We start from the raw sequence: 22,667 nt of genomic DNA on the forward strand, positions 1-22,667 counted from the left end.
TGGACACATGACGTTAGACTTAAGACACAAGACTGAAGTATGATTTTATAAATGAACATCGGCTTTTCATGTGTCTATTATCAAGTTTAACTTACTTGTGTTTGGTGGTACAAGCAGCGCCATACTTGATATAGCGCCACCATGTACCGTGTTATTCACTCATTCAAAATTCACTCAATCACTCAATCACTCATTGCTTACCTGTCAATATCTGCCAGCACATAGTCCATGGCCCCAAGTATAGATAGCATGTCGGCAACTGTGTAGCCTCTGCTGATATAAGGCAGCATTTGCATGTGCGGGAACGATGGAGTCCGGATGCGCACGCGGTAAGGCGATGTACTTCCGTCGCTTGTCAGGTAATAGCCATTTGCTCCCTTGGTGGCCTCGATGCAACTCATGGCCTCGCCGGGAGGTATAACCGGACCCCAACTAACACCCAAAAAGTGTGTGATCAGGGTTTCGATATCGTGCATGGTGTTTTTCTTGATAGGAGGGGTGGTAAGCGGATGGTCAGCCTTGTAAGGGCCTTCCGGCATGTTTTTGAGGCACTGCTCAATAATGCGAAGGCTCTGGCGCATTTCCTCTACCCGAACCACGGCACGGTCGTAACAGTCGCCGTTGGCAGCAATAGGAATGTCAAAATCGAACATCTCGTAGCCGGAGTATGGCCGCTTTTTACGGAAGTCCCACTCCATGCCGCAGGCTCTCAGTCCCGGGCCTGTTACGCCCCATTCAATAGCCTCTTCTAAGGTGAAAATGCCGATACCCACGGTGCGAGCCTTGAATAGGCTGTTCTTCATCACCATGCTGTCGTACTCGCGCAGGCGTTTCGGGAAGTAGTTGATGAAGTCCTGCACCAGTGTTTCCCAGCCTTTTGGTAGGTCTTGTGCCACACCGCCTATTCTAAACCAGTTGGGGTGCATGCGGCCGCCGCAAACAGCCTCTATAATATTGAAGATCTTTTCCCTGTCAGAGAACATGTAGAATACCGGGGAGAGCTGGCCAAGGTCCTGTGCAAAAGTGCCATACCACACCAGGTGACTGGCTATCCGGAAGAGTTCGCAAAGCATTACCCGGATCACTTTTACCCGGTCAGGTACCTCAATGCCAGCCAGTTTCTCTACTGACAGCAGGTAGGCCAGGTTGTTCATCACGCCGCCCAGGTAATCTACCCTGTCGGTGTAGGGTATGTAAGTATGCCAGGTCTGGCGTTCCCCCATTTTCTCAGCGCCCCTGTGGTGGAAACCAATGTCGGGTATGGCATCCACGATGTCTTCGCCGTCCAACTGAAGTATGATGCGCAAAACGCCGTGCGTGCCCGGGTGCTGTGGGCCAATATTCAGAAACATAAAGTCACTGTCGGCGCTTTGCTGCTCCAGGCCCCATTCTTCGGGCTTAAATTGTAGTGCAGCCTGTTCCAGGTCAACTTTTTCGTCATAAAGCTGGAAAGGTCCCATTTCTGTGGCCCTGGCCGGATGCTCTTTGCGGAGCGGGTGACCAACCCAGGTGCGGGGCATTAGTATGCGCGACAGGTGCGGGTGCCCGTCGAACTTGATGCCGAACATATCATAGATCTCACGCTCGTACCAGTTGGCATTGGCCCACAGTTCGGCTATACTTGGCGCTTTCGGAAATTCATCGGTAAGGGCCACCTTCAGCCTGATAAAGCGGTTGAGCTCGAACGAGAAGAGGTGGTAAACGAGTGTGAAGGTAGCGGCGGGGCTTCCGTTGCGCTTTTGGTGGGTGCGTTCATCAATAGCAGTCAGGTCGTAGAGCATTTTAAAAGGCTGCTGTATGCCTGTCTTCAGAAAACGCAGGGTTTCCTTCAGCTTGTCGCCGGGCAACCAGAGGGTGAGAATCTCGTCCCGTGTGTCCTGGTTCGTAAATATGTCTTCGCCGAACCGGGTTTGCAGTTCAGCTAAAATACTGCTATTATTTTCCATAAGGAGGAATGAAAAATGAACGCCTGTTTATCTTATATCATTTTATGCTACTTTTTATTCGTATCTCGTTATTCGTATCTCGAATCACGTATCAAGTATCACGATTAGCGAGTATAGAAATTGTAAACTATTTAAAGTGAGTTTGTTATACTTAACTTTTAAATCTTAACTATATTTAAACTTCATCCGGCGACCTGAAGTGCGTCATGGAATCTCGTCTTTCTTTCATGCGTTCTTTCACGTCAACTTTTTCCGGCTTTACTACACCCTGCTCACCAATTACCCAGCTTAGCGGCCTTCTTTCTTTGCCCACACTTTCGGCCAGCAGCGTCAGGCCGTGCATAAAGGCATCGGGTCGGGGAGGACAGCCTGGCACATATACATCCACTGGCAAGAACTTGTCAACGCCCTGCACCACACTGTAGATATCATACATGCCACCACTGTTGGCACAAGAGCCCATCGAGATAACCCACTTTGGCTCCATCATTTGCTCATGAAGCCTTTTTATGATTGGGGCCATTTTGATGAATACCGTTCCGGCAATGATCATCACGTCGGCCTCGCGGGGTGTGCCCCGTATTACTTCTGCACCAAAGCGGGCCACATCATACTTGGGCGTCATGCTGGTGGCCATCTCTACGAAGCAACACGACAAGCCAAAATGGAAAGGCCACATGGAGTTCTTGCGGCCCCAGGCCAGCAGGTCCTGCACCGTGGTGAGCATGATGCTTTGCTGCACAGCTTCCTCGTAAGATCCTGTCCCTTTCACCGTGTTTGCGGGTGCATCGGGTTTACTTAGCCACCATTTCATATTGTCGTAGTTAGTTATTCGTTGTTCGTTATTAGTTATTCGAAGTATAATTTATTGCCCCTCCTCGTAGGGTTAGGTTTACACTCTCTACTATTTTCAAATCGTTACTTCGACTATCTACTAATTCTTCTATTTATCTAAAGCAGTCTATCGTCAAACAGTACTTTGTCAATCAGTCCTTTAAAGTCGTGCTACGAACTACAGCCCACTCACTCAATAGGCTTATTAATCAACTTCCTGTATGCTTTTAAGATCTTTTTGCCGTCAGGTCCGAAGTCGAGTGCCCCGTTTCTCCATTCGTAGATAAGCACGACGATCAGGAGAGCAATGAAGACCACAACGCCCACATAGCCATACCAGCCCAGATCTCTGAATGCGATGGCCCAGGCAAGAATAAATACCGTTTCCACATCAAAAATGACGAATAGCATGGCTACCAGGTAAAATTGGGATGAGAAGCGTAGCCTGGCAGAACCTGCGCTCAGGATACCGCCTTCATAGGGTTGTCCGGTGGCACGTTCGTTATGGTGCTGCCCTAGCATGTATGACAGCCCCATGATTAGGACGACCAGGCTCAGCACTATAGCGCCATACACCAGCAAAGGCCACAAGACCACAGTGTTTTCTTCAGAAGCAAGCATACGCAACCACTCCACCTTTCGGCGGCATTTAAGTGATACAAACGTTTAGGTAAGTCACCCCCGGATCTGCAAAGCCCTTTTAGCCATCAGGTGCCGGAAATGTAATGCTCTAGGTTCTCTATGATGAACTTTTGTTCATTTATGATATACTTCACAATGTCACCGATCGAGATCAGGCCTACAAGCTTATCTTTTTCGAAGACAGGTAAATGACGTATGTACTTGTGAGTAACCAAACCCATGCATTCTTCCAGCGTTGTATCCGGTGTTACCGAAACCGGGTGTTCTGTCATTACCTCTTTAATGCGGGTTTCTTTGGATGCCTTTCCTTTCAGGATCACTTTGCGTGCGTAGTCACGCTCTGTAAAAATGCCGACAAACTGGTCATTCTCGTCTAACACAATCAATGCACCGACGTTTTTTTCAACCATTTCCTCCAGCGCACTGAAAACAGTATCCTCCGGATGAACAGCAAAAATGGCGTTTCCTTTAGCTTGTAAGATACTTCTGACTGTTCCCATGCTGACCTCCTGAAATTTTAAGGGTAAGAGATTGGATTTTTGCCTTTATACGGATGGTTTTTAAAAAAGGACAATAAAATCATAAAAATATACTTTTTTTATGCCTGGTGCTCCAGATTTATAAGTGAGAGAGCCTCAGGGGGATACCTTTTAAAATATAGCTGAAAGTAAAGCTTGTGTACCAAAACTGTTCTGAAGCAGCACAGTAAAATAAAATTATACTTTAATGTTTTTTATATGGATAAAAATAGTTTACCCCCTGGTTTTACCGATATGCTGGACTTTGGCCTGGTAGAAGCCTTGTTAGGAAGGCGTTCAAGACGATTTTTTATGGGTGCAGAGATACCGGACGGTGTGTTTGCTTATACTTCCAGGCATGAACCCGTGCCCCTGAGTGAGCTTGAAAAACTGTTGGTGGTAACAGCCTGTGCCGGCAACACAGGCTGGCACAACATGATATACAGGGCGCAGCGTTATGCACCGCATCTCTCAAACTATGCGGCAGCTGCAGGCGGACGCACCTTTCCGTCGGCGGCGGGTTTCCATACCAGTAAAACGTTTTTCACGGATGATGTTGGGGTTTACGTGCTGGATAACCGGGATGCGCCGGCCTCGGCAGAGCGTGCCCCTGACGGAAGTATGGACCTGGGCAGCGTGGTAGATGCACTGAAGCAACAAGTGCGAAAGTTACAGGATGGGAGGTTGCGTTTACCGTCTGAGGTGCCCTATGTGGAGGCGCACAATACCTGGGTGGCCAATAAGCCCGGTACATTGCTGGTAATTCCGGTGGCTGATCTGGCACAGCACGTGTTACTGGCTATTTGCTACATGCTCCAGAACGGGATGGTGCTAACCGACGACATAAACAAGCGGCCAATACCAGGTATAGACAAGTATAAAGATAAAGTGGACAACAGCAGCACCTGGCCCATTACGTTCGTGGACCAGCTGTCATTGGCCGAAGTAACCGTAGAGCTTGCCACCAGTTGCTATGCCGGTGCTTTGATGCTGCAGGCCATGGGGCTGGGTGGCTGGATGTACGATGGGCTTGATCTTTTTAGTGTGCTGGGTGCAAGCGGCAACCCCGAAGTTTCCGGACTCGGCTTCAGGTTTGATTCGAGTGCAAACTGGCCATACCCTAATCCCACCGGTTTGAAAGGCGTAATGGAAGGCTTTTGTCCACCGCATTACCCGGATATGCGTGCCGCCGTGGAGGCAGTTTATGAACGCAAGTTCGGCAAAGGAGGTCCATTTAACCCGGAAACGCCGGGCCCCTGGAGAGATTCTGGAAGAGTGAGAGGCTCCGCACAGGTGCACGAAGAATGGTTTAGAGAATGTGTGGCCCTGCAGGCACAGTATGTGTTCGATACGTTTGGAAAGTTTCCGGCAACCGTTCCGTCTATTTTCACGCTCATGTATCTGCAGGCACATCATCTGGACCTTGAATTTTACGATAAATTCTACAAAGACGGCGCCTATCTGCATACTCATGCCAACCACATGAAAAAGTGGCACTGATGCTTGCTGCTAAATAAGTATAATCAGCGCAGCTCATGCCTTGGCATAAGCTGCGCTACAGAGTTTTTGCCTAATCTTTCAAAATCTTGAAGTTATGCAGCCTGTTCTGTTCATCGGTAATCCTCAAAATGTATATCCCTTTTTTGAGTAATCTATCTATAGCCAAAGTATGGATTTTGCGGTCCTGGTCTGGGACAGAAGTTTTTACATAGATTTGTCTTCCAGTAAGATCATACAGTTCAAGCAGTTTAATACCTGACCCAACTACATTGCTCACAACGTTAATTTCCTGCCCAAACGGATTTGGATAAACCGAAAACGCATCTGTTAAAGTATTCGTGGCTGATGTTATACTTTGTGTCTGAGAGGCACTTAAGTACGGCGATAGCCTGCTTCCGGGTATGGGCCTCTCGAAGGTTCCGTCGGGCAGCTGCCAGCCCACGGCCAAGTTGTCGCCGCCGGCCTCCTCCTTGTGCAGGGCCTCGATGTAGTAGCGCTGGCCTGCCTGCAGGCTCACCTTCACCGACTGCTGGCTGGTGTACTTTGTCCACTCGCGGGGGTTGGTCCAGCCGTTGACCTGGGCGATCATGCGCTTGGCGGCCGGGTCCTGGGAGGTGCTCAGCAACAGGTCCGAGCCGTTGTCCCCCGCTATCCAGAAGGTGTACTCGCCCGTGGCCGGCGCCGTCACGTAGCCGCGGTAGCGGGCCCCGTAGTTGTCTGCCACGTTGCTGGGCCCCTCGAAGATGGTGGGCTCGCTCACGCTGGTTGGGGCGGTGCCCACGGGGATAGCGCCCGTGCCGTAGCCCGATACGTTGGCCCAAAACTCCCTGGTGATCCTGCCGGTGGTGGTAGGAGGGGGTGGTGTGCCATTTATTATACTTTGTATGCCACCCAACCATTTTATAGCCATTTTCTCTTCACCACTGGCATTAGGATGTACACCATCATATGTGTCAACTCCTGTCGTAGGATCGAACCCAACCGTATGGTCTACAAGTATAACCGGAGACTGTGAGGTGTTTAACTCCTGCACAAGACTGGGGATCGCATTATTCAGAGCATTTATATTGGCATGTGCCGTTGGCCCTACCACCTGGAGATATGCGGGTATCGCTTTAGCCATCAGTACCGCCACGTTCGGATTATCAAGCCTTAACAATCTTACAACCTCTCGCATTTCCGCAATGGTTTCTGTTACAGATTGGTTCTGAAACATATCATTGGTACCGAGGTGCATCAGCACAATATCAGGTGTATAACTTCCCAGCCATTGTGAGAGCTTACCAGCACTGGCTTGCCCGGATGCTCCATTAATGATCTCATCTGTTCTCCAGCCCCAATGTCCTTCATGGTCTCTGTCAAACGTTTTTCCATTATAAGCAGGCCAGGTCGGATTGCCATTATAGTTGCTATTTAAGCTTCCGATCAGGTCAAAGTTGTAGTTGGCATCTATCAATTTTTTCCAGAGCGGGTACCTGTAACTCTGTGTGGTACTGGAGGCCTGGGTTATAGAGTTTCCGAGCGGTAGGATACTGTATACTTTTGTGTTGGAGCTGGTAACAGTGATAGTTATAGAAGCGGATGTTGTAGCGCTTCCTGCATTATCAGTTGCCCTAGCGGTTAAAGAATAGGAAGCTGCCGTGCCGGGTGTCCAGTTTATACTATAAGGACTTGTTATATCTTCGCCAACTTTTGTCCCGTTTGCCAGAAACTCTACTTTGGTAATGCTACCGTCTGCATCAGAGGCAGAGGCACTGTAAGTTATGGTTTGGCCCAAAGTATAGCTGGAGCCATTGGATGGACTGCTAATAACCACTGTTGGTGGTTGATTAGTAGGCGGAGGTGTGGTTCCCCCCGAGAAGGGCGACAGCCTGCTTCCAGGTATGGGCCTCTCGAAGGTTCCGTCGGGCAGCTGCCAGCCCACGGCCAGGTTGTCGCCGCCGGCCTCCTCCTTGTGCAGGGCCTCGATGTAGTAGCGCTGCCCGGCCTGCAGGCTCACCTTCACCGACTGCTGAGTGGTGTACTTTGTCCACTCGCGGGGGTTGGTCCAGCCGTTGACCTGGGCGATCATGCGCTTGGCGGCCGGGTCCTGGGAGGTGCTCAGCAACAGGTCCGAGCCGTTGTCGCCGGCGATCCAGAAAGTGTACTCGCCCGTGGCCGGCGCCGTCACGTAGCCGCGGTAGCGGGCCCCGTAGTTGTCTGCCACGTTGCTGGGCCCCTCGAAGATGGCCGGCTCGCTCACGCTTGTCGGGGCGGTGCCCACGGGGATGGCGCCCGTGCCGTAGCCCGACACGTTGGCCCAGAACTCCCTGGTGATCTTGCCGGTGGTGGTAGGAGGGGGTGTGCTAGATAGTGTAAAAGTTGCCGTTACGCTCTTGTTGCTGTTCATGGTAAGGGAAAGCGGGTTTGTGCTGCCTGTCGCGTCGCCGGACCAGCCTGAAAAGACATAGCCTAATGCCGGTGTAGCGGTTAACTGCACTACTGTGCCGCTGGTATACGTTCCACTGTTGGGCGAAACTGTGCCAGACCCATTAACATTTACTGTTAAAGTATAGTTTACAGTAGGCGGAGGTGTGGTTCCCCCCGAGAAGGGCGACAGCCTGCTTCCGGGTATGGGCCTCTCGAAGGTTCCGTCGGGCAGCTGCCAGCCCACGGCCAGGTTGTCGCCGCCGGCCTCCTCCTTGTGCAGGGCCTCGATGTAGTAGCGCTGGCCTGCCTGCAGGCTCACCTTCACCGACTGCTGGGTGGTGTACTTTGTCCACTCGCGGGGGTTGGTCCAGCCGTTGACCTGGGCGATCATGCGCTTGGAGGCCGGGTCCTGGGAGGTGCTCAGCAACAGGTCCGAGCCGTTGTCCCCCGCTATCCAGAAGGTGTACTCGCCCGTGGCCGGCGCCGTCACGTAGCCGCGGTAGCGGGCCCCGTAGTTGTCTGCCACGTTGCTGGGCCCCTCGAAGATGGCCGGCTCGCTCACGCTGGTCGGGGCGGTGCCCACGGGGATGGCGCCCGTGCCGTAGCCGGTCACGTTGGCCCAGAACTCCCTGGTGATCTTGCCGGTGGTGGTACCACCTCCGCTTCCGGTCACTGTAATCGCTACAGGTGCCGATTCAACTGTATGATTATCTGTGTCAGTGCCAATAGCCTTGATTGAATAACTGCCTCCCGGCACATTAAACCAGGTGGCAGAGAATGGTGCAGCCGTTGCCTCCGCAATTTTTATAGTGCCCTGATAGTATGCTACTTTACTCCATGTGCGGGCCACCTCGGCAAAACTCACACTTAGATTAATATTAGAACCTGCTGTAAAAGTTTGGCCTGAAGTAGGGGAAGTCAGCGTGATAGGCTTTATCACACCACCGCTGCAATCCGGGTAAATGTCAACAAAGTCTGAACCTGACAGTCCTTCCGGATCTGTTACTTTCAGTGATATGCGGTAAAAGTATGTCTCCCCGTCGCAGCCAATCGGGGTTATGGTTGTAGAGGTTGTTGGGTTTGTGTCAATCGGCTCCGGGTGGGTATGTGTGTTATGGTGCAGCACTGTCTGCCACTCATACTTTAACAGGGAATTGGAACTTTCAGCATCAGATACGTTTGCCTGAAGTGGGTAAACCGTGTTTTGGGTCATGGGGTATTTCGTGCCATCAGCCGGACTGGTAATAGCGACAGTAGGCGGTGTGCCGTTAAGGGCAATGTTAAGGGTGGTAGTAGCTGAGGCTCCGCCGGAATCCGTTACTTTCAAAGTTACTTTATAAACCACCCTGCCGGAGGCTGTAAAAGTATGGCTCGGGTTTGCAGTTGTAGCATGTGCCGAACCATCGCCAAAGTCCCAATCATAAGTGAGCGGCTTGCCCTCCGGGTCAGAAGAGCCGCTTCCATTAAACTGTACAGTTAAAGGGCTTATTCCGAATAATTTATCTGCAGTTGCTACTGCAATTGGAGGACTATTGGTGGCATTATAGCTTACCTTGCGTAACTGGTAGGCATAATTTATATAGTATAACCCGCCGTATACCGGGTTTGTGGCCATGGCAACCACATGTGCGTTCTGGTTTATAAAATTAGAAACAGACTGTGGGGCATCGGTAGAACTAAATTTTGAATTTTTGATCCAGCCGTCCACGTAATCGCCGAAAAAGTAAGTGTTTTTATATTCTGCCGGAAAATCGTCTCCGGTATACCAGATACCACCTGTAACTGAACTCCCTGTAAACTGCGGACCTGTTACCGGTGAGTTTGACGAGCCAATTAAAGCCACATCCGGGTTTTCGCCATTAAAAATACCTGTTCTGGCTGCCGTTCCCTTTTCTTTGTGCCACCAGTCAAATACAGGTCGTTGGTGCACAAACAGTTTATAAGTTGTACCGGAGATTGGAACGTTGTAGTCGCAGGGGTTCCCAAAGTATGGTGTTGTGGATTTTAAGGGTTGTTTTATCAAGTCTCTGTAGTAGAAGTACTGTTGCGTACAGTTGCCTTGCCCATAGAGCGGGTTTGGTGGATCGTAAGTGTTAGGCACCTGCACATGATAGTACCACTCCTGTTGCGTTAGCCCTTCGTAAATGGGCCAACCAAAGTTCTGGCCGGCTTTGGTGATGACGTTGATCTCCTCCCAATTGTACCAGCCAACATCTCCAGCATAGATCACACCCGGAAAATTGGCACCCCCGGTACCGGGTTTTATCGAAAACCTGAAGACGTTGCGGAAGCCCAGCGCCCAGACCCTGGAAGCTGGCGATCGCGGTGCTGAGGAGTTATAGTATGGATTGGAAGGCAATCCGTTGCCAGTAGCGGGGTCTACACGCAATATTTTACCGTTAATGCAATTTACCTGCTGCGCCCTGAAAGCACCTATATTTTCTTTGCTGGTAATAATGCCATCCTGAATGGCCTGCGGTATGTACGTGTCATTGGGGTTTGCCGGATCATAGCCTTTGTCAACATAGCCTGCTGAGGCTCCGTCACCGATAGAAAGAAGCAGGGACCCGTCTTCGCCGAATACTACACTGCCTACCCCGTGTCCTGTATACAGTATTGGTAGTCCAGTAGATTTAGTCTCTCCGATCAGGATTTTCCTGCTTGCAGGGTCTACTGTGCGTTTACTGTCGGAGGTCCTGGCTGTATAGCGCGTAAGTCTGCCGATAGAGGCGCTGAAGTATTCGTTAGCGGACGGGTTATAACTGCCTGTTCCAAAGTATAACAAATGATGCCTGTCTACTGCATAGAGGGCATAAACATACCCGTTGCTTTCAAAATTAGGATCCAGGGCAAAGCCTAACAGTCCGTGGTCTTTCCAGTCGCCAACTTCTTCGCTTATATTCAGGAAAGGAGTGGTAAGTTTTTGGCCGTTTTCTACGAGCCATACTTTGCCGCCTTTTTCCCAAACATACATGCGGTTGCCATCTTTCGAGAAGGTAAGGCCAACAGCAGCGTTCCAGTTATCACCAATCTGCACGTCGCTAAAGCCTGTTGGCTGAGGGTAAGTTTTAAAACAGAAGGTAAGAGCAAGTGCCATGATAAGAGCAAGCTTGCCTTGTGTTCGCTTTCTGAAAAGTAAAAGCTTGCACAAAAAGGTAAACGATAATCTCATACTAGGTAGAAATAGGGTTACAATTACTAGGCGTGGGCGGGCGAAGGATAATGCCTTTAAAAAGGAGTAAATCAGTATCAGAAAACACTTTTACCTGTACAGGCAAAATAACGTGGAGTATTTTCTAAGCAAAAACCAGTGATAAACTATACTAAAATTACGTGTCCAAACTTTGATGAGTTTATACTATTTTGTTATACTGTTGTATAATTATACTTTGTAGGGTGTAGCTACCTGTATGAAGACTCTGCTAAAGAAAAGATACAATAATTTACCTGTACAGATGCGCCCAACCCAATAATTAGCAGCAGTCAACCTTCTTTTGAAGATTCTACCATACGGTGACAGACTGAGCTTTAGTAGGCATTAAGACGGAAACATCTAACACTTCTAATTCAGCGTAAGGCAGTGTATGCGCAAAATCACACACTGGCTTGAAGGAATTACGGGAGTTTCGGCAGATTTTTACGAACACCTGCTGCTCACACTGGCAGTGGTGCTGGGGCTGTGGCTGCTGAGCACCTTGATCCTGAGCATCGTTTTTAAACGCGAAAAAGACCTGCGCAAGCGCTACAAGTGGCGTAAATTCACCAACTACATCATCACCTTTATTGGCATCATACTTCTGGTAAACGTATGGTTCGGGGGCTTGCAGAGTATTGCTACTTTCCTGGGCCTGCTATCTGCCGGACTGGTGCTGGCCCTCCGGGAGCCGGTGCTTAACATGGCCGGCTGGGTGCTCATCATCTGGAAGCGGCCTTTCCGGATAGGTGACCGGATACAGATAGGGGAGTATTTTGGCGATGTGATCGACCTCCGGCTGTTCCAGTTTTCCATTAATGAGATAAGGGGCTGGGTAGATGCGGACCAGGCGACAGGCCGTGTGGTCAATATACCCAATGGCAGGCTGTTCACAGACCCGCAGGCCAACTATAACTATGGCTTTCCTTTTATCTGGAACGAGGTTTCGGTGGTGATAACGTTCGAGAGTAACTGGCACCGTGCCAAGGCCATACTTTCAGAGATCGTGGAGCGGCACAGCGAGAAACTGACGGAGCAGGCATTGCAACAGATCAAGAAACAGTCGCAGCGGCACCTCATCTTTTATGAAGACTTCAGCCCCAGGTTGTTCACAGACGTGCGGGAGAATGGCGTCCGGATTACCATGCGCTACATGTGCAGCCTAATGCGTAGAAGGCAAAGTACCAACAACATCTGGGAAGACGTACTCACGGCTTTTGCCAGCACGGACGATGTACATTTTGCGTACCCTACCACGCGCTTTTACCAGTACCACGAAGGGCAGGATATGCAACGTCCCAATGCCCCGCTTTAACGAACGTATACTTTTAAGGTGTTTAAGATCAGTGCTTTCCATTTTGCTCATCCAAAGTATAAATGCCTGTTAAATAGGTATAGGTAACAGATACGCTGTGACGGTACTGGTGTAATTAAAACAAAATGAAACCGGAGCAGTATGTTACAAACCAAGCAGTTTTGCTATCTTGTTGTGGCAAAGCCAGTATCCAAAACAAATTTTAGATGGATTTTCAGAAGATTTTCAACCTTGTTCCTGAGCCAATTGTAGTAGTCTCACCTAAATTTGAAATACTTGCAGCTACCGACACTTACCTAAAGGTAACCATGCGCTCGCGCGAGGAGTTGATTGGGCGGCATTTCCTGCAAACTTTCCCAGATAACCCTAATGCGGAGGAATCGAAAAATGAGCGTTTGCTGAGGCAGTCGCTGGAGAATGTGCTGCGCACCAAAAAAGTGGATTACCTGGATGTGCTGCGCTACGACATACCAAGGCCTGAGGCATTGGGAGGGGGCTTCGACATCAGGTACTGGGAGGCTTCGCACACACCCTTACTGAACGAAACCGGCGAAGTGGAGGCCATAGTGCAACGTACCAGCGACGTGACCGAGCGCGAAATGGCCAAGCTTGCCCTCTCCGAAAGCCAGGAAAAGTTCAGGTTTATGGCCGAGGCCATGCCTTTGCTCTTATTTACCCTGGATGAGAAAAACAGGCTGACTTACCTGAACAGCAGGTGGGAAAGATACACAGGCCATACTATAAAGGAATTGCTGCACAGTGGCATACTGCAGACGATACACCCCGAGGATGCCCCGCTTTTCGATAACAGGCTGCAGGAAGCATTGCTGCAAAGCAAGGAGCTACAGATCGAGATAAGGGTAAGAGCAAGGGAGGGAGTGTACCGCTGGCACCTGGCCCGTATTCTGCCACAACTCGATGAAGCCGGTAAACTGATGATGTGGGTAGGGGCTATTACGGATATACACAGTGCCCGGCAAATGGTGGAGGAGCTGCTGGAAGCCAACACCCAGATGGCGCAACTATCAGAGCATGTGCAAAAAGCCTACAACAAGGCGGAGGCGGAGCGCATGAAGTTCGAGCGTCTTTTCATGGAGTCCCCGGCGTTTTTCTGCATCCTGAGGGGACCGGAACATCGTTTCGAACTTATCAATGACAATTACCAGAAGCTGATTCCCGGAAAGCAAGTGCTAGACAGAACAGTGGCAGAAGCCATACCGGAGGTCGTAGAACAGGGCTATATCGATATCCTGGATAATGTATACCGGACCGGACAGTCATTTTCCGCAAACCGAACCCTCGTTAAACTCGACAGAAACAATACCGGTGAGCTGGAAGACGTTATGTTGACCTTTCAGTATCTGCCTTTATATAATGAGCATCATCAGGTAGATGGTATACTTGTGTTCGGGTATGAAGTATCAAACCCGGAAGCCTGATTTATTTTTAACCATTGCTTAACCTCTTGACTTTTATCTGCTTTAGATGAACAGCGTGCAGTTAGATATTCAGCAATTAAGGATTAAACATATCTTGTTTAAGTCCAGGCTGCGCTCTGTGCTGTTTGGCGGCGACTTTGATGAAAGTTTTTTCTCGGAGAGAGGCCCGGTTGATACGTGGTTTGTGGAGGTGGGCATGCCAAAGTACAGCCAGTTTGATCAGATAAAGGAGTTGTACAGGATACACAGAGAGCTCATCGCGCTGGCACGTCAGTTAATATCGCTGTACCAGAACAGCAGGATCGAGGAGGCACATGATGGGTTAAGGCTGGTTGATCAGAAATCGGAAAAGTTTTTAAGGCTGCTATCGATGGTAGAGCAACTCCCGGTGTAAGTTCGGGTGCCACCTGACCCCAAAAATAGCCCGAAAGCCTGCTTGTTTTCCAACCTTTAAAATGATTTTGTGTAGCTATGCTCGGGAACGTAATCATACTTGTTATCAGTGGCTTACTGCTCCGGATTGAGCGTAAACAGCTTATACAGGTGCTGGGTTTAACAAAACCAATGTACAGGTTGCTCCAGTTCGGCATCGGTTTTCTGGCTACAGCTTTGCTTGCCATACTTATAAGCAGTCTCTTTGCTTTGGTGGCCAATTTTGACTGGATACCTGCCAGCGGGTTTACGGGTTCATTTTTCCTCGATGGTCTTTACAGGGTATTTAACTCCGTGCTTTATGAAGAGCTGATCTTCAGGGGGTATCTGTTATACAAGGCAATAGCATACCTTGGAGAGCGCAAGGCTAATTTTCTGAGTGCAGCAGCCTTTGGTGTGTACCATTGGTTTTCTTTTAACATACTGGGCAATCCAATCTTGATGGGCTGGGTACTTTTCTATACTGGTGTCTGGGGGCTGATGTTTGCCTATTCCTATTCCAAAACACGTTCCATTGCCCTGCCTGTCGGCCTTCATCTTGGCTGGAACCTCGTAGACCAGTACATCTTCTCTGATGACCAGCTTAGTTTGTTTGAGCCCCTTACCAGTATCCATACCCGTAACTTAAGCTCCCTGGAAAGTATGCTGTACATCCATTTGCCAGTGCTGGCATTTGCCGTGATGGTGGTTGTGTTGCTTTCCAAATTTAAGAAGAAGTATAGTTTCGGCTAAAGTATAACCAAATTGCCTTACCGCTTGTACTATATCAAAAACACAGCAAAACAGGTATGGATAACTTTTTAGAGGCAGCTATAGCAGAAGCCAGAAAAGGGTATGAGGAGGGTGGTATTCCCATCGGCTCCGTTCTGGTACACAAAGGCAAAATTATTGGCAGGGGGCATAACAAGCGGGTGCAACAGGGAAGCGTGGTGCTTCACGGCGAAATGGATGCCCTGGAAAATGCCGGCCGGCAACCAGCCGCTGTTTATAAGGAGTGTACCATCTATACCACTTTGTCTCCGTGCGCCATGTGCTCAGGCACAATCCTGCTTTATGGCATACCCCGCGTGGTAATAGGGGAGAACCTGACCTTTATGGGCGAAGAGGAATACCTGCGGGCCAGAGGGGTAGAGGTGGAGGTGGTTAACAACGAGGAGTGCTACCAACTGATGCAACAGTTTATTAAGGAAAAACCAGAACTGTGGAACGAAGATATTGGCGTGTAAGACTTAACTCCACGACAAACAAAAAGGGACACCGGTTTAATGGGTGTCCCTTTTTGTTTGGCAAAGTATAAATCATTTCACCACCTTGATCAGGGTGCCGCGCTCTACACGGTCCTGTAGCTGCATGCCGTTCAATACAGCAAGTTCTTCCAGGCGTTTCTGGTCTTTGGCATAAGGTTGCAGTATTTGTTGCAGTGTGGTTGTCTGCGGTACTGTTACAATGTTGATGCGCTCTGGCTTCTTGTTGAGTTTAGCTGGGTCTGTCAGAGGCCTGAAGCTTTCCATGGTGTTGGTAAACAGTCGGGCATAGGAGTCGAAAGACTGGGCAGCAGTTATACCCATCAGGCTGTAAATTCTGCCTTCGTACTGTATCAGGTATGTTAAGGTACGGATGGTGCCCTGTTCCTGCTGCTGATCGGCGACTACAGCCAGGGCCGGCAAACCATTTACCGTTGTGTTACCAGACTGCACCGGCTTAAGGTTATACTTTTGCATGATCTGCTGCGCGGCTTCCTGCAAGGAGTTGCCGGGGGCCAGGGTCAGGTTCATCATGGCTTTTCCGTCTTTCGGGGCCATCTGGAAAACCTGCGGCGAGTTCATGTAGCTCCAGTTGGCAGGTATCGGGAACTGGAACTTCAGTTCCGGATGATAAAACACCTGGTTCTCTACAAATCCCTGTTTCGGGTCTTCGCCATAGATCATGCCGTCTATCATGCGCAGGTATGACTCGCGGCCTACATCCAGCACAGTGGCATTGAGTTTCTTCTGCCATTCGCCTGCCAACTGCTGCACCGTCATGTAGCGGTTTTCAGGGTTTGGGTGTGTAGATAAAAACTCTGGGATAGCTGAGCCGCCTTCTTCCTGTTTGCGCTGCAGCGTCAGGAAAAAGTCTGCCATTTCATCGGCGTCGTAGCCTATTTTGGTGGAGTACTCTACACCAAGCCTGTCTGATTCCCGTTCATCGTCGCGCCCAAATTTCAGGAACAACAAGCCAAGGCCCTGAGAAGCCATATCGCCGAACTGCGCCAGCTCGGGTGCGATAACCATGCCGGCTATCAGGCCCACCTGTGCCAGTATGGCCTTGCTTTGTTGCTGTGCGGAGTGGCGTGCTGCAATGTGGCCTATCTCGTGGCCGAGCACACCGGCAAACTGGGCCTCGTTGTTAAAGTGCGCCATTATGCCACGGGTAAAGTATACGTAGCCCCCCGGCACGGCAAACGCGTTGATCACTGGCGAGTCCAGGATCTTAAAATTATACTTGATATTGCTACGGTGTGAGATGGCTGCCATTTTCTGGCCTTTTTCATCAATGAAACGCTTTAACGCGGGGTCATCATAAAGCCCAAACTGTGCCACGATCTGAGGGTCTGCCTGCTGGCCGAGGGCCAGTTCCTGCGCCTCCGACATGAGGATCACTTCTTTCTTTCCTGTTACGGGGTTTTTAGAACAGGAACTACATATAGCCAAAGTGCCTGCCAGCAGGCAAGCGGAAATATACTTTTTCATAGTTGTGTGTTTGTTGTCTGAGTGGCAGCCCCAGACAGTGCGCCTGCCCGGGAATTGCCTTGATCATTTACTAAAACTAAAACGATTCAGCAAAGTATAGGTTACCTTGTTAGGCCTGGGCAAGCTTTGATACTGTGCCTTTTACAGGCTAACAGAATTGCAGTATTTGGGTACGGCTTATGAACGGTGGATAATTCGGGAAATGGAATAGTCATCCAGGGGCTTCTGTAAAAAGCCAGTCACCAGCTTATAGTTGCTCGCTTTCTCCACTTCATCCTCGCTAACAGAAGAGGTGAGAATGTATATCTGGCAAACCTTTATCAGTACATCCTCATAAGGCAGCAGCTCTTCAAGCAACTCCCAGCCACTTATGAAGGGCATGTTCAGATCCAGGAAAATAATATCTGGTATGCGTTCCGTGTCATTATTCTGTAATGCGGTCAGCAGTTCTTGCAGGGCATGCCTGGCACATTGGAAACCAACATACTTTCGGGCAAATTGCATGACATCCAGTATAGCCTCGGTCAGGAACAGGCTTATTTCGTCGTCATCAATAATGTGTACTTTGTTATACATGCTTAACCCCTAAAAGTAATGTAAATGTAGTGCCTTTTCCTGGTACACTTGACACAAGTATTTTTCCGCCCAGGGTTTCTAGCTGCGTTTTCACCAGAAACAAACCAATTCCTTTGCCTTTAATGGATGGGTGGAAACGTTTATATAATTTGAACAGTTGGTTCTCAACAACCTGCATGTCCATGCCCATGCCGTTGTCGGTAATGTTTACTTCGTAGCCGCGCGCATCGCGCTTTGCATTTATAGTAAGGTGCAGCGGCCTCTCCGGCGAACGGTATTTTATGGCATTGGAAATCAGGTTCTGAAACACACTGTACAAGTAAGCTTTGTTAGAGCTTAATACAAAAGTATGATCAACGTCCAGCGTTACAGTGGCGTCACACTCCCTGAGCTCATCCTGGAACGGCATGAGCACTTCCCTGAAAATGGCTAACAGGTTTACCGGCTCTCTTGGAATCGTTTTACCAGCGTCACGAACCGACAAGATCTTACTGATATCTTTGATCACGGTGTCGAGCTGAGATACAGAAGACTGCAGTTTTTCCAGGATAGAGGTAAACTGTGCCGTGCCTGCCGGCACCACATTTATAAGCCTTGTAAGGCCAAGAGCATTGGCCACGGGTGCCCTAAGGTTATGCGAAACCATGTAGGTGAACTGTTGCAGGTTCAGGTTTTGCTTGTACAAGCTGTCTGCCAGTTTTATAAGCTCTGATTCAGCTTTTTTCTTTTCCGTGATATCGGTTTGTATGGCAATGTAGTTCAGTAGCTTTCCCCTGGCGTCTTTAACCGGGGTAACATCCACTTTCACCCAGTAAGGTTCTCCTGTTTTGCGGTAATTCAAGATCTCGGCCGTAAAGGGTACCTCTTCCTTATACTTGGCCCTCATATACTGGCCCATGGCAGGATCAGTTTCCCTGCCCTGCAGCAGGTCGCCTGGAACCAGACCGGAGGCCTCCTCTCTTGTATAGCCGGTAAGTCTCGTAAAGCCATCGTTCACCCATTCAATCTTACAATCCGCATCCATTATCACGACGCCGTTTATGGTTTTGCTCGCCACCAGCGATAGTTTTTCCAGCTCTCTTTTTAATGAAGCCTGAGCCGTGATGTCTATAAAATGGATGGCAATGCCACCATCGAAAGGAAAGATACTATAGCTTAGTATGGCCTGATTGTAGGCATTGTAAGATTCTTCGAGGTACTCTGTTTTACCAGTGGCAGCCACCTTCAGGCAACTGTTGTAAAAGCCGGTTCCTACCAGTTCGGGGTACAGTTGCCAGATATTGGCTCCCTTGATCTGCTCGGCTGGCTTTTTTAAAAGATCGCAGTAGGCCTGGTTGGCAAAAGTATAATTCCAGTTGGCATCCAAAGCAAAGAATGGCTCTGTAACGCTTTCCAGTATTTTACGAAACTGCTCAGACTGGTATTTGATCTGCCGCTGGGCCGATACGGCATCTGTAATATCTTTTGCAATTCCCTGCACACCAATTACCCGTTTCCTTAAGTATACCGGCAACAGCGTTACCTGTACTATCTTGGTCAGTTGGGTCGCATCCACCACCTCAATATCCAGGCTCTGAGGCTGCCCGCCCAGGGTTTGATAAAACAGGTTGTTGAGCAGGTCTATATAGTTTTGCTGCACAAAGTCCGTGAAATGGGTGTGCAGCATGGTGTCTTCTGAATAACCCAGTATGCGGCAAAACTGCCTGTTCACAGATTGGAAATAGCCCTCTGCGTTAAGTGAAAAAACGGCATCGGGATGCTCCTCGAACAGCGACTTGTAATAAGCCTGGTGCAGGTCTTTCTGGGTGCGTTCCTCTATCGTTTCCGTAATATCGCGTGAGTTGGTGATGTAACCCCGGATGTTCTCATTCGACGTCTGGTTGGAAGCGGTGCATTCGAGCCATCTCCAGCCATTAAACTTGGACATATACCGGAAAGGGCCCACCTGCATCTTCTCACGGACTGCGATGTGCTGAAAAGCCTCCAAAACATCTGGCAAGTCATCGGGGTGTACAAGGTCGAATGCGCTTTTGCCTACCAGTTCCTCCGGCTTGTAACCAAGCCACTGTTCCATAGACTCCCCGATATACTTATACAAGCCCTCCTCATCTATAATAGTGAGCAGGTCGGTGCTGTTTACCAACAAATGCTTGTAAAAATCAGAGACTAACAGGCTCATAACAACTAAGTTATCAGGTTAAGATAATTGTATAAGTCTGTTTTTGGATTGCGCAAATAGTATATTAACTATAAGGCAAAGTAAGTATTAAAAGCGAGGCGATGTACACTCTACAATTTTAAGAGCGCAATAATTCGTTTAATTTAAATAAAATTTATGTTATTAACCTAGCGGCTAAAAGAAATAATGTATCAGAATAAAAGCCTTAAATTGTACTAATATAATGTGGAAGTTACCTGTTGGCATGAAGCAGTGCTATGTTACCGCCTTGTCCGGATTTTGAGCTGCCATTTTATACTTTTTAAAAAATCACTAACCAGATAAGATTCGTTGCATGGGTTGGTTACCTTTGCAGGAAAGCGCACGCTATGGGAACATTAAAGCTATACATTAAAAACATGGTCTGTGCCCGCTGCAACAGGGTAGTGGCCGAAGAGCTTCAGCAGCTTGGGTACCAGGTATTAAGTGTAAGTCTGGGTGAGGCTGAGATCAGCAGCCCGGACAACACATTTGATATGGAGCAGATAAAGGAAGTGCTGACCTCCAGCGGATTTGAATTGCTCGATGACCGCAAAACACAACTGATCGAGCAGATAAAACTGGCCATTATCGAGCTGGTGCATCGACAGGGGGAAGCAGACCTGCACATCAATACATCGGATTACCTGGCCGAAAAGATAGGGATGGAGTATAGTTACCTGAGTTCTCTCTTTTCCTCTCACGAAGGCATTACCATTGAGAAGTACCTGATCCTGCAACGCATAGAGCGCGTAAAGGAATTGCTGGTATACAACGAGCTTAGTCTGAAGGAGATCGCATTTAAACTAGGCTACAGCAGTGTGGCACATCTTTCCAATCAGTTTAAGAAAGTTACGGGCCTTACGCCAAGTTATTTTAAAGAAATAAAAGACAACAAGCGTAAAACCATAGATAAGGTACAATAACCTTCAATACTTTTAACCTATACTTTTTATTTGCCGGCAAAGGCCCGTAAATCTAAATACAATGTATACCCGAGAACAGGCATCACAACTAAGGCAGGCATTCTGGACGGCTTTCGGGCAGTATATTGCGCCGCATCCCTCGGCTGACGGTTATAAGATTAACTGGGCTAACTACAGAACCGGCCTGAAGCATGTTTACTTTCGGATGCACGCCGACAAGAAAATGGCCAGCATCGCCATCGAGATCACCCACCCGGACCCGGAAATACAGGAGTTGTTTTTTGAGCAGTTTCAGGAACTGCGAAACCTGCTGCACGAGTATGTGGGGGAGGAGTGGGAGTGGGAACTGCACACCACCAACAGCGAAGGCAGAGTCATCAGCAGGATTTATAAAGAGTTGCCTGGCGTAAGCGTGTTCAACCAAAATGACTGGCCCGACCTGATCTCCTTCTTCAAACCCCGCATCATCGCCCTAGACGATTTCTGGAGCGGCGCCAAGTATAGCTTTGATGAGCTAAGGGATTAGTTGGTTATTGGTTGTTCGTTATTCGTTGTTCGATTTTGTAGAGACGTATTTTTCGTTGATGGTTGTTCGATTTTGTAGAGACGCAATATTTTGCGTCTTGTCGGCAACAGCGCAGTATCGTCCGCTTCAGCAATTACTGAAAAGTATACCTCGATAGTATAAATTGCCCACCAGACCTCACAGCGTCTTTCAGACCTGTGAGCGTCTTGACGTTAAAGCCACCAAGACGCAAAATATTGCGTCTCTACATTTCCTAATAGCGAACAACCAACAACAAATAACCAAAAATATTATTCAAACAAAGTCGGGATTTGCTGTAGCAATGTATAGCCACCCATCCAGGCCATTACCAGCACAACCAGTACCCCGAACACGGTTAGCGTTATAGGGTGGCGGTAATTGCCAACAATGCGGCTATTGTGCGCTGCCATAAGTATGGTGCCCAGGGTTATCGGAAGTATAAGTCCATTCAGGGCACCGGCAAGTATAAGCAAGTGCACCGGCCTTCCGATAGTTACAAATATTGCCGTGGAGATGACGATGAACCCGATGATGAGCCAGTTCTCATACTTCTCGAAGGCGGGGCTGAAGGATTTGATAAAGGAAACAGAAGTATAAGCGGAGCCAATAACCGAAGTAATGGCCGCCGAGAGCATCACCACGCCAAATAATTTATACCCTATGTCACCGGCAGCCAGCTGAAATACAGAGGCAGGAGGATTTGCCTCGTCCAGTAGCAGGCCTTTACTTACCACACCCAACGCAGCCAGGAACAGAAACACCCTGATAATTGAAGCGATCGTGATGCCAGACACTGCGCTTTTAGTTACCTCCGGCAGGGCATTTTGCCCTTTTATACCTGCATCCAGAAGCCTGTGTCCGCCTGCAAAGGTAATGTAACCACCCACAGTGCCACCCACCAGCGTTATGATGGCCGTAAAGCTGATATCGTCTGGAAGTATGGATTTAACTGCAGCCTCGGCCAGAGGTGGGGCAGAGGTAATGGCCACGTACACCATGAGCAGAATGAGCAGTAAACCCATGGCCTGCGCAAATCTGTCCATTACCTTTTTAGCCTCCCGTACCAGGAAAACGGCCACAGAGAATGCGGCCGCAAGTATGGCCCCCTGCTCTGCACTGATACCAAACAGTACATTAAAGCCAAGTCCGGCACCACCCACATTGCCCACGTTAAAAGCGAAGCCGCCCAACACGATCAGCAGCGAGATGAACACGCCCAGCCCCGGCAGCACCATGCTGGCGATCTCCTGTGCGCGTTTTTCCGACACGGCAATTACACGCCAGACGTTTAGCTGTGCGCCTATATCCAGGATGATGGAGGCAAGTATGACAAAGCCAAAACTTGCGCCCAGGCTTTGGGTAAACACTGTGGTTTGGGTAAGAAAGCCGGGACCAACGGCAGAGGTAGCCATCAGGAAAGCCGCACCCAGCAACACTCCCCAGTTCTTGTTTTTGAGCATA

At 49.1% G+C, this 22,667-nt stretch carries 17 protein-coding genes; 8 read left to right on the forward strand and 9 right to left on the reverse strand.

What is annotated here, in order from left to right:
* Window positions 1–197 precede the first annotated feature (197 nt).
* The 4 genes from nuoC to AC4BAP_RS09370 form a co-directional block, all read right to left on the reverse strand.
* On the reverse strand, window positions 198–1,946 hold the full coding sequence (gene nuoC, locus AC4BAP_RS09355; protein ID WP_490582373.1) for an NADH-quinone oxidoreductase subunit C/D: 1,749 nt from the start codon (window positions 1,944–1,946) through the stop codon (window positions 198–200).
* A gap of 175 nt (window positions 1,947–2,121) precedes the next feature.
* Window positions 2,122–2,760 carry an NADH-quinone oxidoreductase subunit B gene (locus AC4BAP_RS09360; RefSeq protein WP_490582374.1) on the reverse strand — a complete coding sequence of 213 codons (639 nt, stop codon included), beginning with the start codon at window positions 2,758–2,760 and terminating at the stop codon, window positions 2,122–2,124.
* A 209-nt stretch (window positions 2,761–2,969) separates the two neighbouring features.
* Window positions 2,970–3,401, reverse strand: a complete 432-nt coding sequence (locus AC4BAP_RS09365) for an NADH-quinone oxidoreductase subunit A (protein WP_490582375.1) — start codon at window positions 3,399–3,401, stop codon at window positions 2,970–2,972.
* Window positions 3,402–3,487: 86 nt separating this feature from the next.
* On the reverse strand, window positions 3,488–3,922 hold the full coding sequence (locus AC4BAP_RS09370) for a CBS domain-containing protein (RefSeq protein ID WP_490582376.1): 435 nt from the start codon (window positions 3,920–3,922) through the stop codon (window positions 3,488–3,490).
* 237 nt (window positions 3,923–4,159) lie between these two features.
* Here AC4BAP_RS09370 and AC4BAP_RS09375 point away from each other — a divergent pair, with 237 nt between their 5' ends.
* Entirely contained in the window at window positions 4,160–5,440 is a 1,281-nt protein-coding gene (locus tag AC4BAP_RS09375; RefSeq protein WP_490582377.1) for a hypothetical protein, read from the forward strand.
* Window positions 5,441–5,510: 70 nt separating this feature from the next.
* Here the strand turns inward: AC4BAP_RS09375 and AC4BAP_RS09380 are convergent, their stop codons facing one another.
* The gene (locus AC4BAP_RS09380) at window positions 5,511–10,946 is read right to left on the reverse strand and encodes a PA14 domain-containing protein (RefSeq protein WP_490582378.1); all 5,436 of its coding nucleotides are present in this window, start codon (window positions 10,944–10,946) and stop codon (window positions 5,511–5,513) included.
* Window positions 10,947–11,433: 487 nt separating this feature from the next.
* Here AC4BAP_RS09380 and AC4BAP_RS09385 point away from each other — a divergent pair, with 487 nt between their 5' ends.
* The 5 genes from AC4BAP_RS09385 (at window position 11,434) to AC4BAP_RS09405 (ending at window position 15,454) form a co-directional block, all read left to right on the forward strand.
* Window positions 11,434–12,357, forward strand: a complete 924-nt coding sequence (locus AC4BAP_RS09385) for a mechanosensitive ion channel family protein (protein WP_490582379.1) — start codon at window positions 11,434–11,436, stop codon at window positions 12,355–12,357.
* Window positions 12,358–12,563: 206 nt separating this feature from the next.
* Window positions 12,564–13,796 carry a PAS domain-containing protein gene (locus AC4BAP_RS09390; RefSeq protein ID WP_490582380.1) on the forward strand — a complete coding sequence of 411 codons (1,233 nt, stop codon included), beginning with the start codon at window positions 12,564–12,566 and terminating at the stop codon, window positions 13,794–13,796.
* A 94-nt stretch (window positions 13,797–13,890) separates the two neighbouring features.
* Window positions 13,891–14,190, forward strand: a complete 300-nt coding sequence (locus AC4BAP_RS09395) for a histidine kinase (RefSeq protein ID WP_490582381.1) — start codon at window positions 13,891–13,893, stop codon at window positions 14,188–14,190.
* Window positions 14,191–14,267: 77 nt separating this feature from the next.
* Window positions 14,268–14,960, forward strand: a complete 693-nt coding sequence (locus AC4BAP_RS09400; protein ID WP_490582382.1) for a CPBP family intramembrane glutamic endopeptidase — start codon at window positions 14,268–14,270, stop codon at window positions 14,958–14,960.
* Window positions 14,961–15,016: 56 nt separating this feature from the next.
* Window positions 15,017–15,454 (forward strand): nucleoside deaminase, encoded by a 438-nt coding sequence (locus tag AC4BAP_RS09405; RefSeq protein ID WP_490582383.1) that lies wholly within the window; start codon window positions 15,017–15,019, stop codon window positions 15,452–15,454.
* 72 nt (window positions 15,455–15,526) lie between these two features.
* On the opposite strand, the gene AC4BAP_RS09410 is transcribed toward AC4BAP_RS09405, so the two are convergent.
* The 3 genes from AC4BAP_RS09410 to AC4BAP_RS09420 form a co-directional block, all read right to left on the reverse strand.
* Entirely contained in the window at window positions 15,527–16,960 is a 1,434-nt protein-coding gene (locus tag AC4BAP_RS09410; RefSeq protein WP_490582384.1) for a M48 family metalloprotease, read from the reverse strand.
* A gap of 177 nt (window positions 16,961–17,137) precedes the next feature.
* Window positions 17,138–17,536, reverse strand: a complete 399-nt coding sequence (locus AC4BAP_RS09415; RefSeq protein WP_490582385.1) for a response regulator — start codon at window positions 17,534–17,536, stop codon at window positions 17,138–17,140.
* A complete protein-coding gene (locus AC4BAP_RS09420) occupies window positions 17,529–19,715 on the reverse strand; it encodes a PAS domain-containing sensor histidine kinase (protein ID WP_490582386.1) in 2,187 nt (728 codons plus the stop codon). The genes AC4BAP_RS09415 and AC4BAP_RS09420 overlap by 8 nt, the downstream gene beginning before the upstream one ends.
* Window positions 19,716–20,083: 368 nt before the next feature.
* Between AC4BAP_RS09420 and AC4BAP_RS09425 the strand changes: the two genes are divergently transcribed.
* Both AC4BAP_RS09425 and AC4BAP_RS09430 read left to right on the forward strand, forming a co-directional pair.
* Complete coding sequence (locus AC4BAP_RS09425; RefSeq protein ID WP_490582387.1) at window positions 20,084–20,659, forward strand: AraC family transcriptional regulator; 576 nt, start codon at window positions 20,084–20,086, stop codon at window positions 20,657–20,659.
* A gap of 61 nt (window positions 20,660–20,720) precedes the next feature.
* Complete coding sequence (locus AC4BAP_RS09430; RefSeq protein ID WP_490582388.1) at window positions 20,721–21,185, forward strand: DUF4268 domain-containing protein; 465 nt, start codon at window positions 20,721–20,723, stop codon at window positions 21,183–21,185.
* Window positions 21,186–21,475: 290 nt separating this feature from the next.
* On the opposite strand, the gene AC4BAP_RS09435 is transcribed toward AC4BAP_RS09430, so the two are convergent.
* Complete coding sequence (locus AC4BAP_RS09435; protein ID WP_490582389.1) at window positions 21,476–22,666, reverse strand: NRAMP family divalent metal transporter; 1,191 nt, start codon at window positions 22,664–22,666, stop codon at window positions 21,476–21,478.
* Between the last annotated feature and the right edge of the window lies 1 nt (window position 22,667).

This window comes from Pontibacter sp. GD7, assembly GCF_058216375.1.

Excerpts from the sequence above, each read along its gene's own strand:
- AC4BAP_RS09380 (WP_490582378.1), bottom strand. The coding sequence starts at position 10,946 with ATGGCACTTGCTCTTACCTTCTGTTTTAAAACTTACCCTCAGCCAACA.
- AC4BAP_RS09420 (WP_490582386.1), bottom strand. The coding sequence starts at position 19,715 with ATGAGCCTGTTAGTCTCTGATTTTTACAAGCATTTGTTGGTAAACAGC.
- AC4BAP_RS09405 (WP_490582383.1), top strand. The coding sequence starts at position 15,017 with ATGGATAACTTTTTAGAGGCAGCTATAGCAGAAGCCAGAAAAGGGTAT.
- AC4BAP_RS09375 (WP_490582377.1), top strand. The coding sequence starts at position 4,160 with ATGGATAAAAATAGTTTACCCCCTGGTTTTACCGATATGCTGGACTTT.
- AC4BAP_RS09360 (WP_490582374.1), bottom strand. The coding sequence starts at position 2,760 with ATGAAATGGTGGCTAAGTAAACCCGATGCACCCGCAAACACGGTGAAA.
- AC4BAP_RS09410 (WP_490582384.1), bottom strand. The coding sequence starts at position 16,960 with ATGAAAAAGTATATTTCCGCTTGCCTGCTGGCAGGCACTTTGGCTATA.
- nuoC (WP_490582373.1), bottom strand. The coding sequence starts at position 1,946 with ATGGAAAATAATAGCAGTATTTTAGCTGAACTGCAAACCCGGTTCGGC.
- AC4BAP_RS09370 (WP_490582376.1), bottom strand. The coding sequence starts at position 3,922 with ATGGGAACAGTCAGAAGTATCTTACAAGCTAAAGGAAACGCCATTTTT.
- AC4BAP_RS09385 (WP_490582379.1), top strand. The coding sequence starts at position 11,434 with ATGCGCAAAATCACACACTGGCTTGAAGGAATTACGGGAGTTTCGGCA.
- AC4BAP_RS09425 (WP_490582387.1), top strand. The coding sequence starts at position 20,084 with ATGGGAACATTAAAGCTATACATTAAAAACATGGTCTGTGCCCGCTGC.
- AC4BAP_RS09415 (WP_490582385.1), bottom strand. The coding sequence starts at position 17,536 with ATGTATAACAAAGTACACATTATTGATGACGACGAAATAAGCCTGTTC.
- AC4BAP_RS09430 (WP_490582388.1), top strand. The coding sequence starts at position 20,721 with ATGTATACCCGAGAACAGGCATCACAACTAAGGCAGGCATTCTGGACG.
- AC4BAP_RS09390 (WP_490582380.1), top strand. The coding sequence starts at position 12,564 with ATGGATTTTCAGAAGATTTTCAACCTTGTTCCTGAGCCAATTGTAGTA.
- AC4BAP_RS09365 (WP_490582375.1), bottom strand. The coding sequence starts at position 3,401 with ATGCTTGCTTCTGAAGAAAACACTGTGGTCTTGTGGCCTTTGCTGGTG.
- AC4BAP_RS09435 (WP_490582389.1), bottom strand. The coding sequence starts at position 22,666 with ATGCTCAAAAACAAGAACTGGGGAGTGTTGCTGGGTGCGGCTTTCCTG.
- AC4BAP_RS09400 (WP_490582382.1), top strand. The coding sequence starts at position 14,268 with ATGCTCGGGAACGTAATCATACTTGTTATCAGTGGCTTACTGCTCCGG.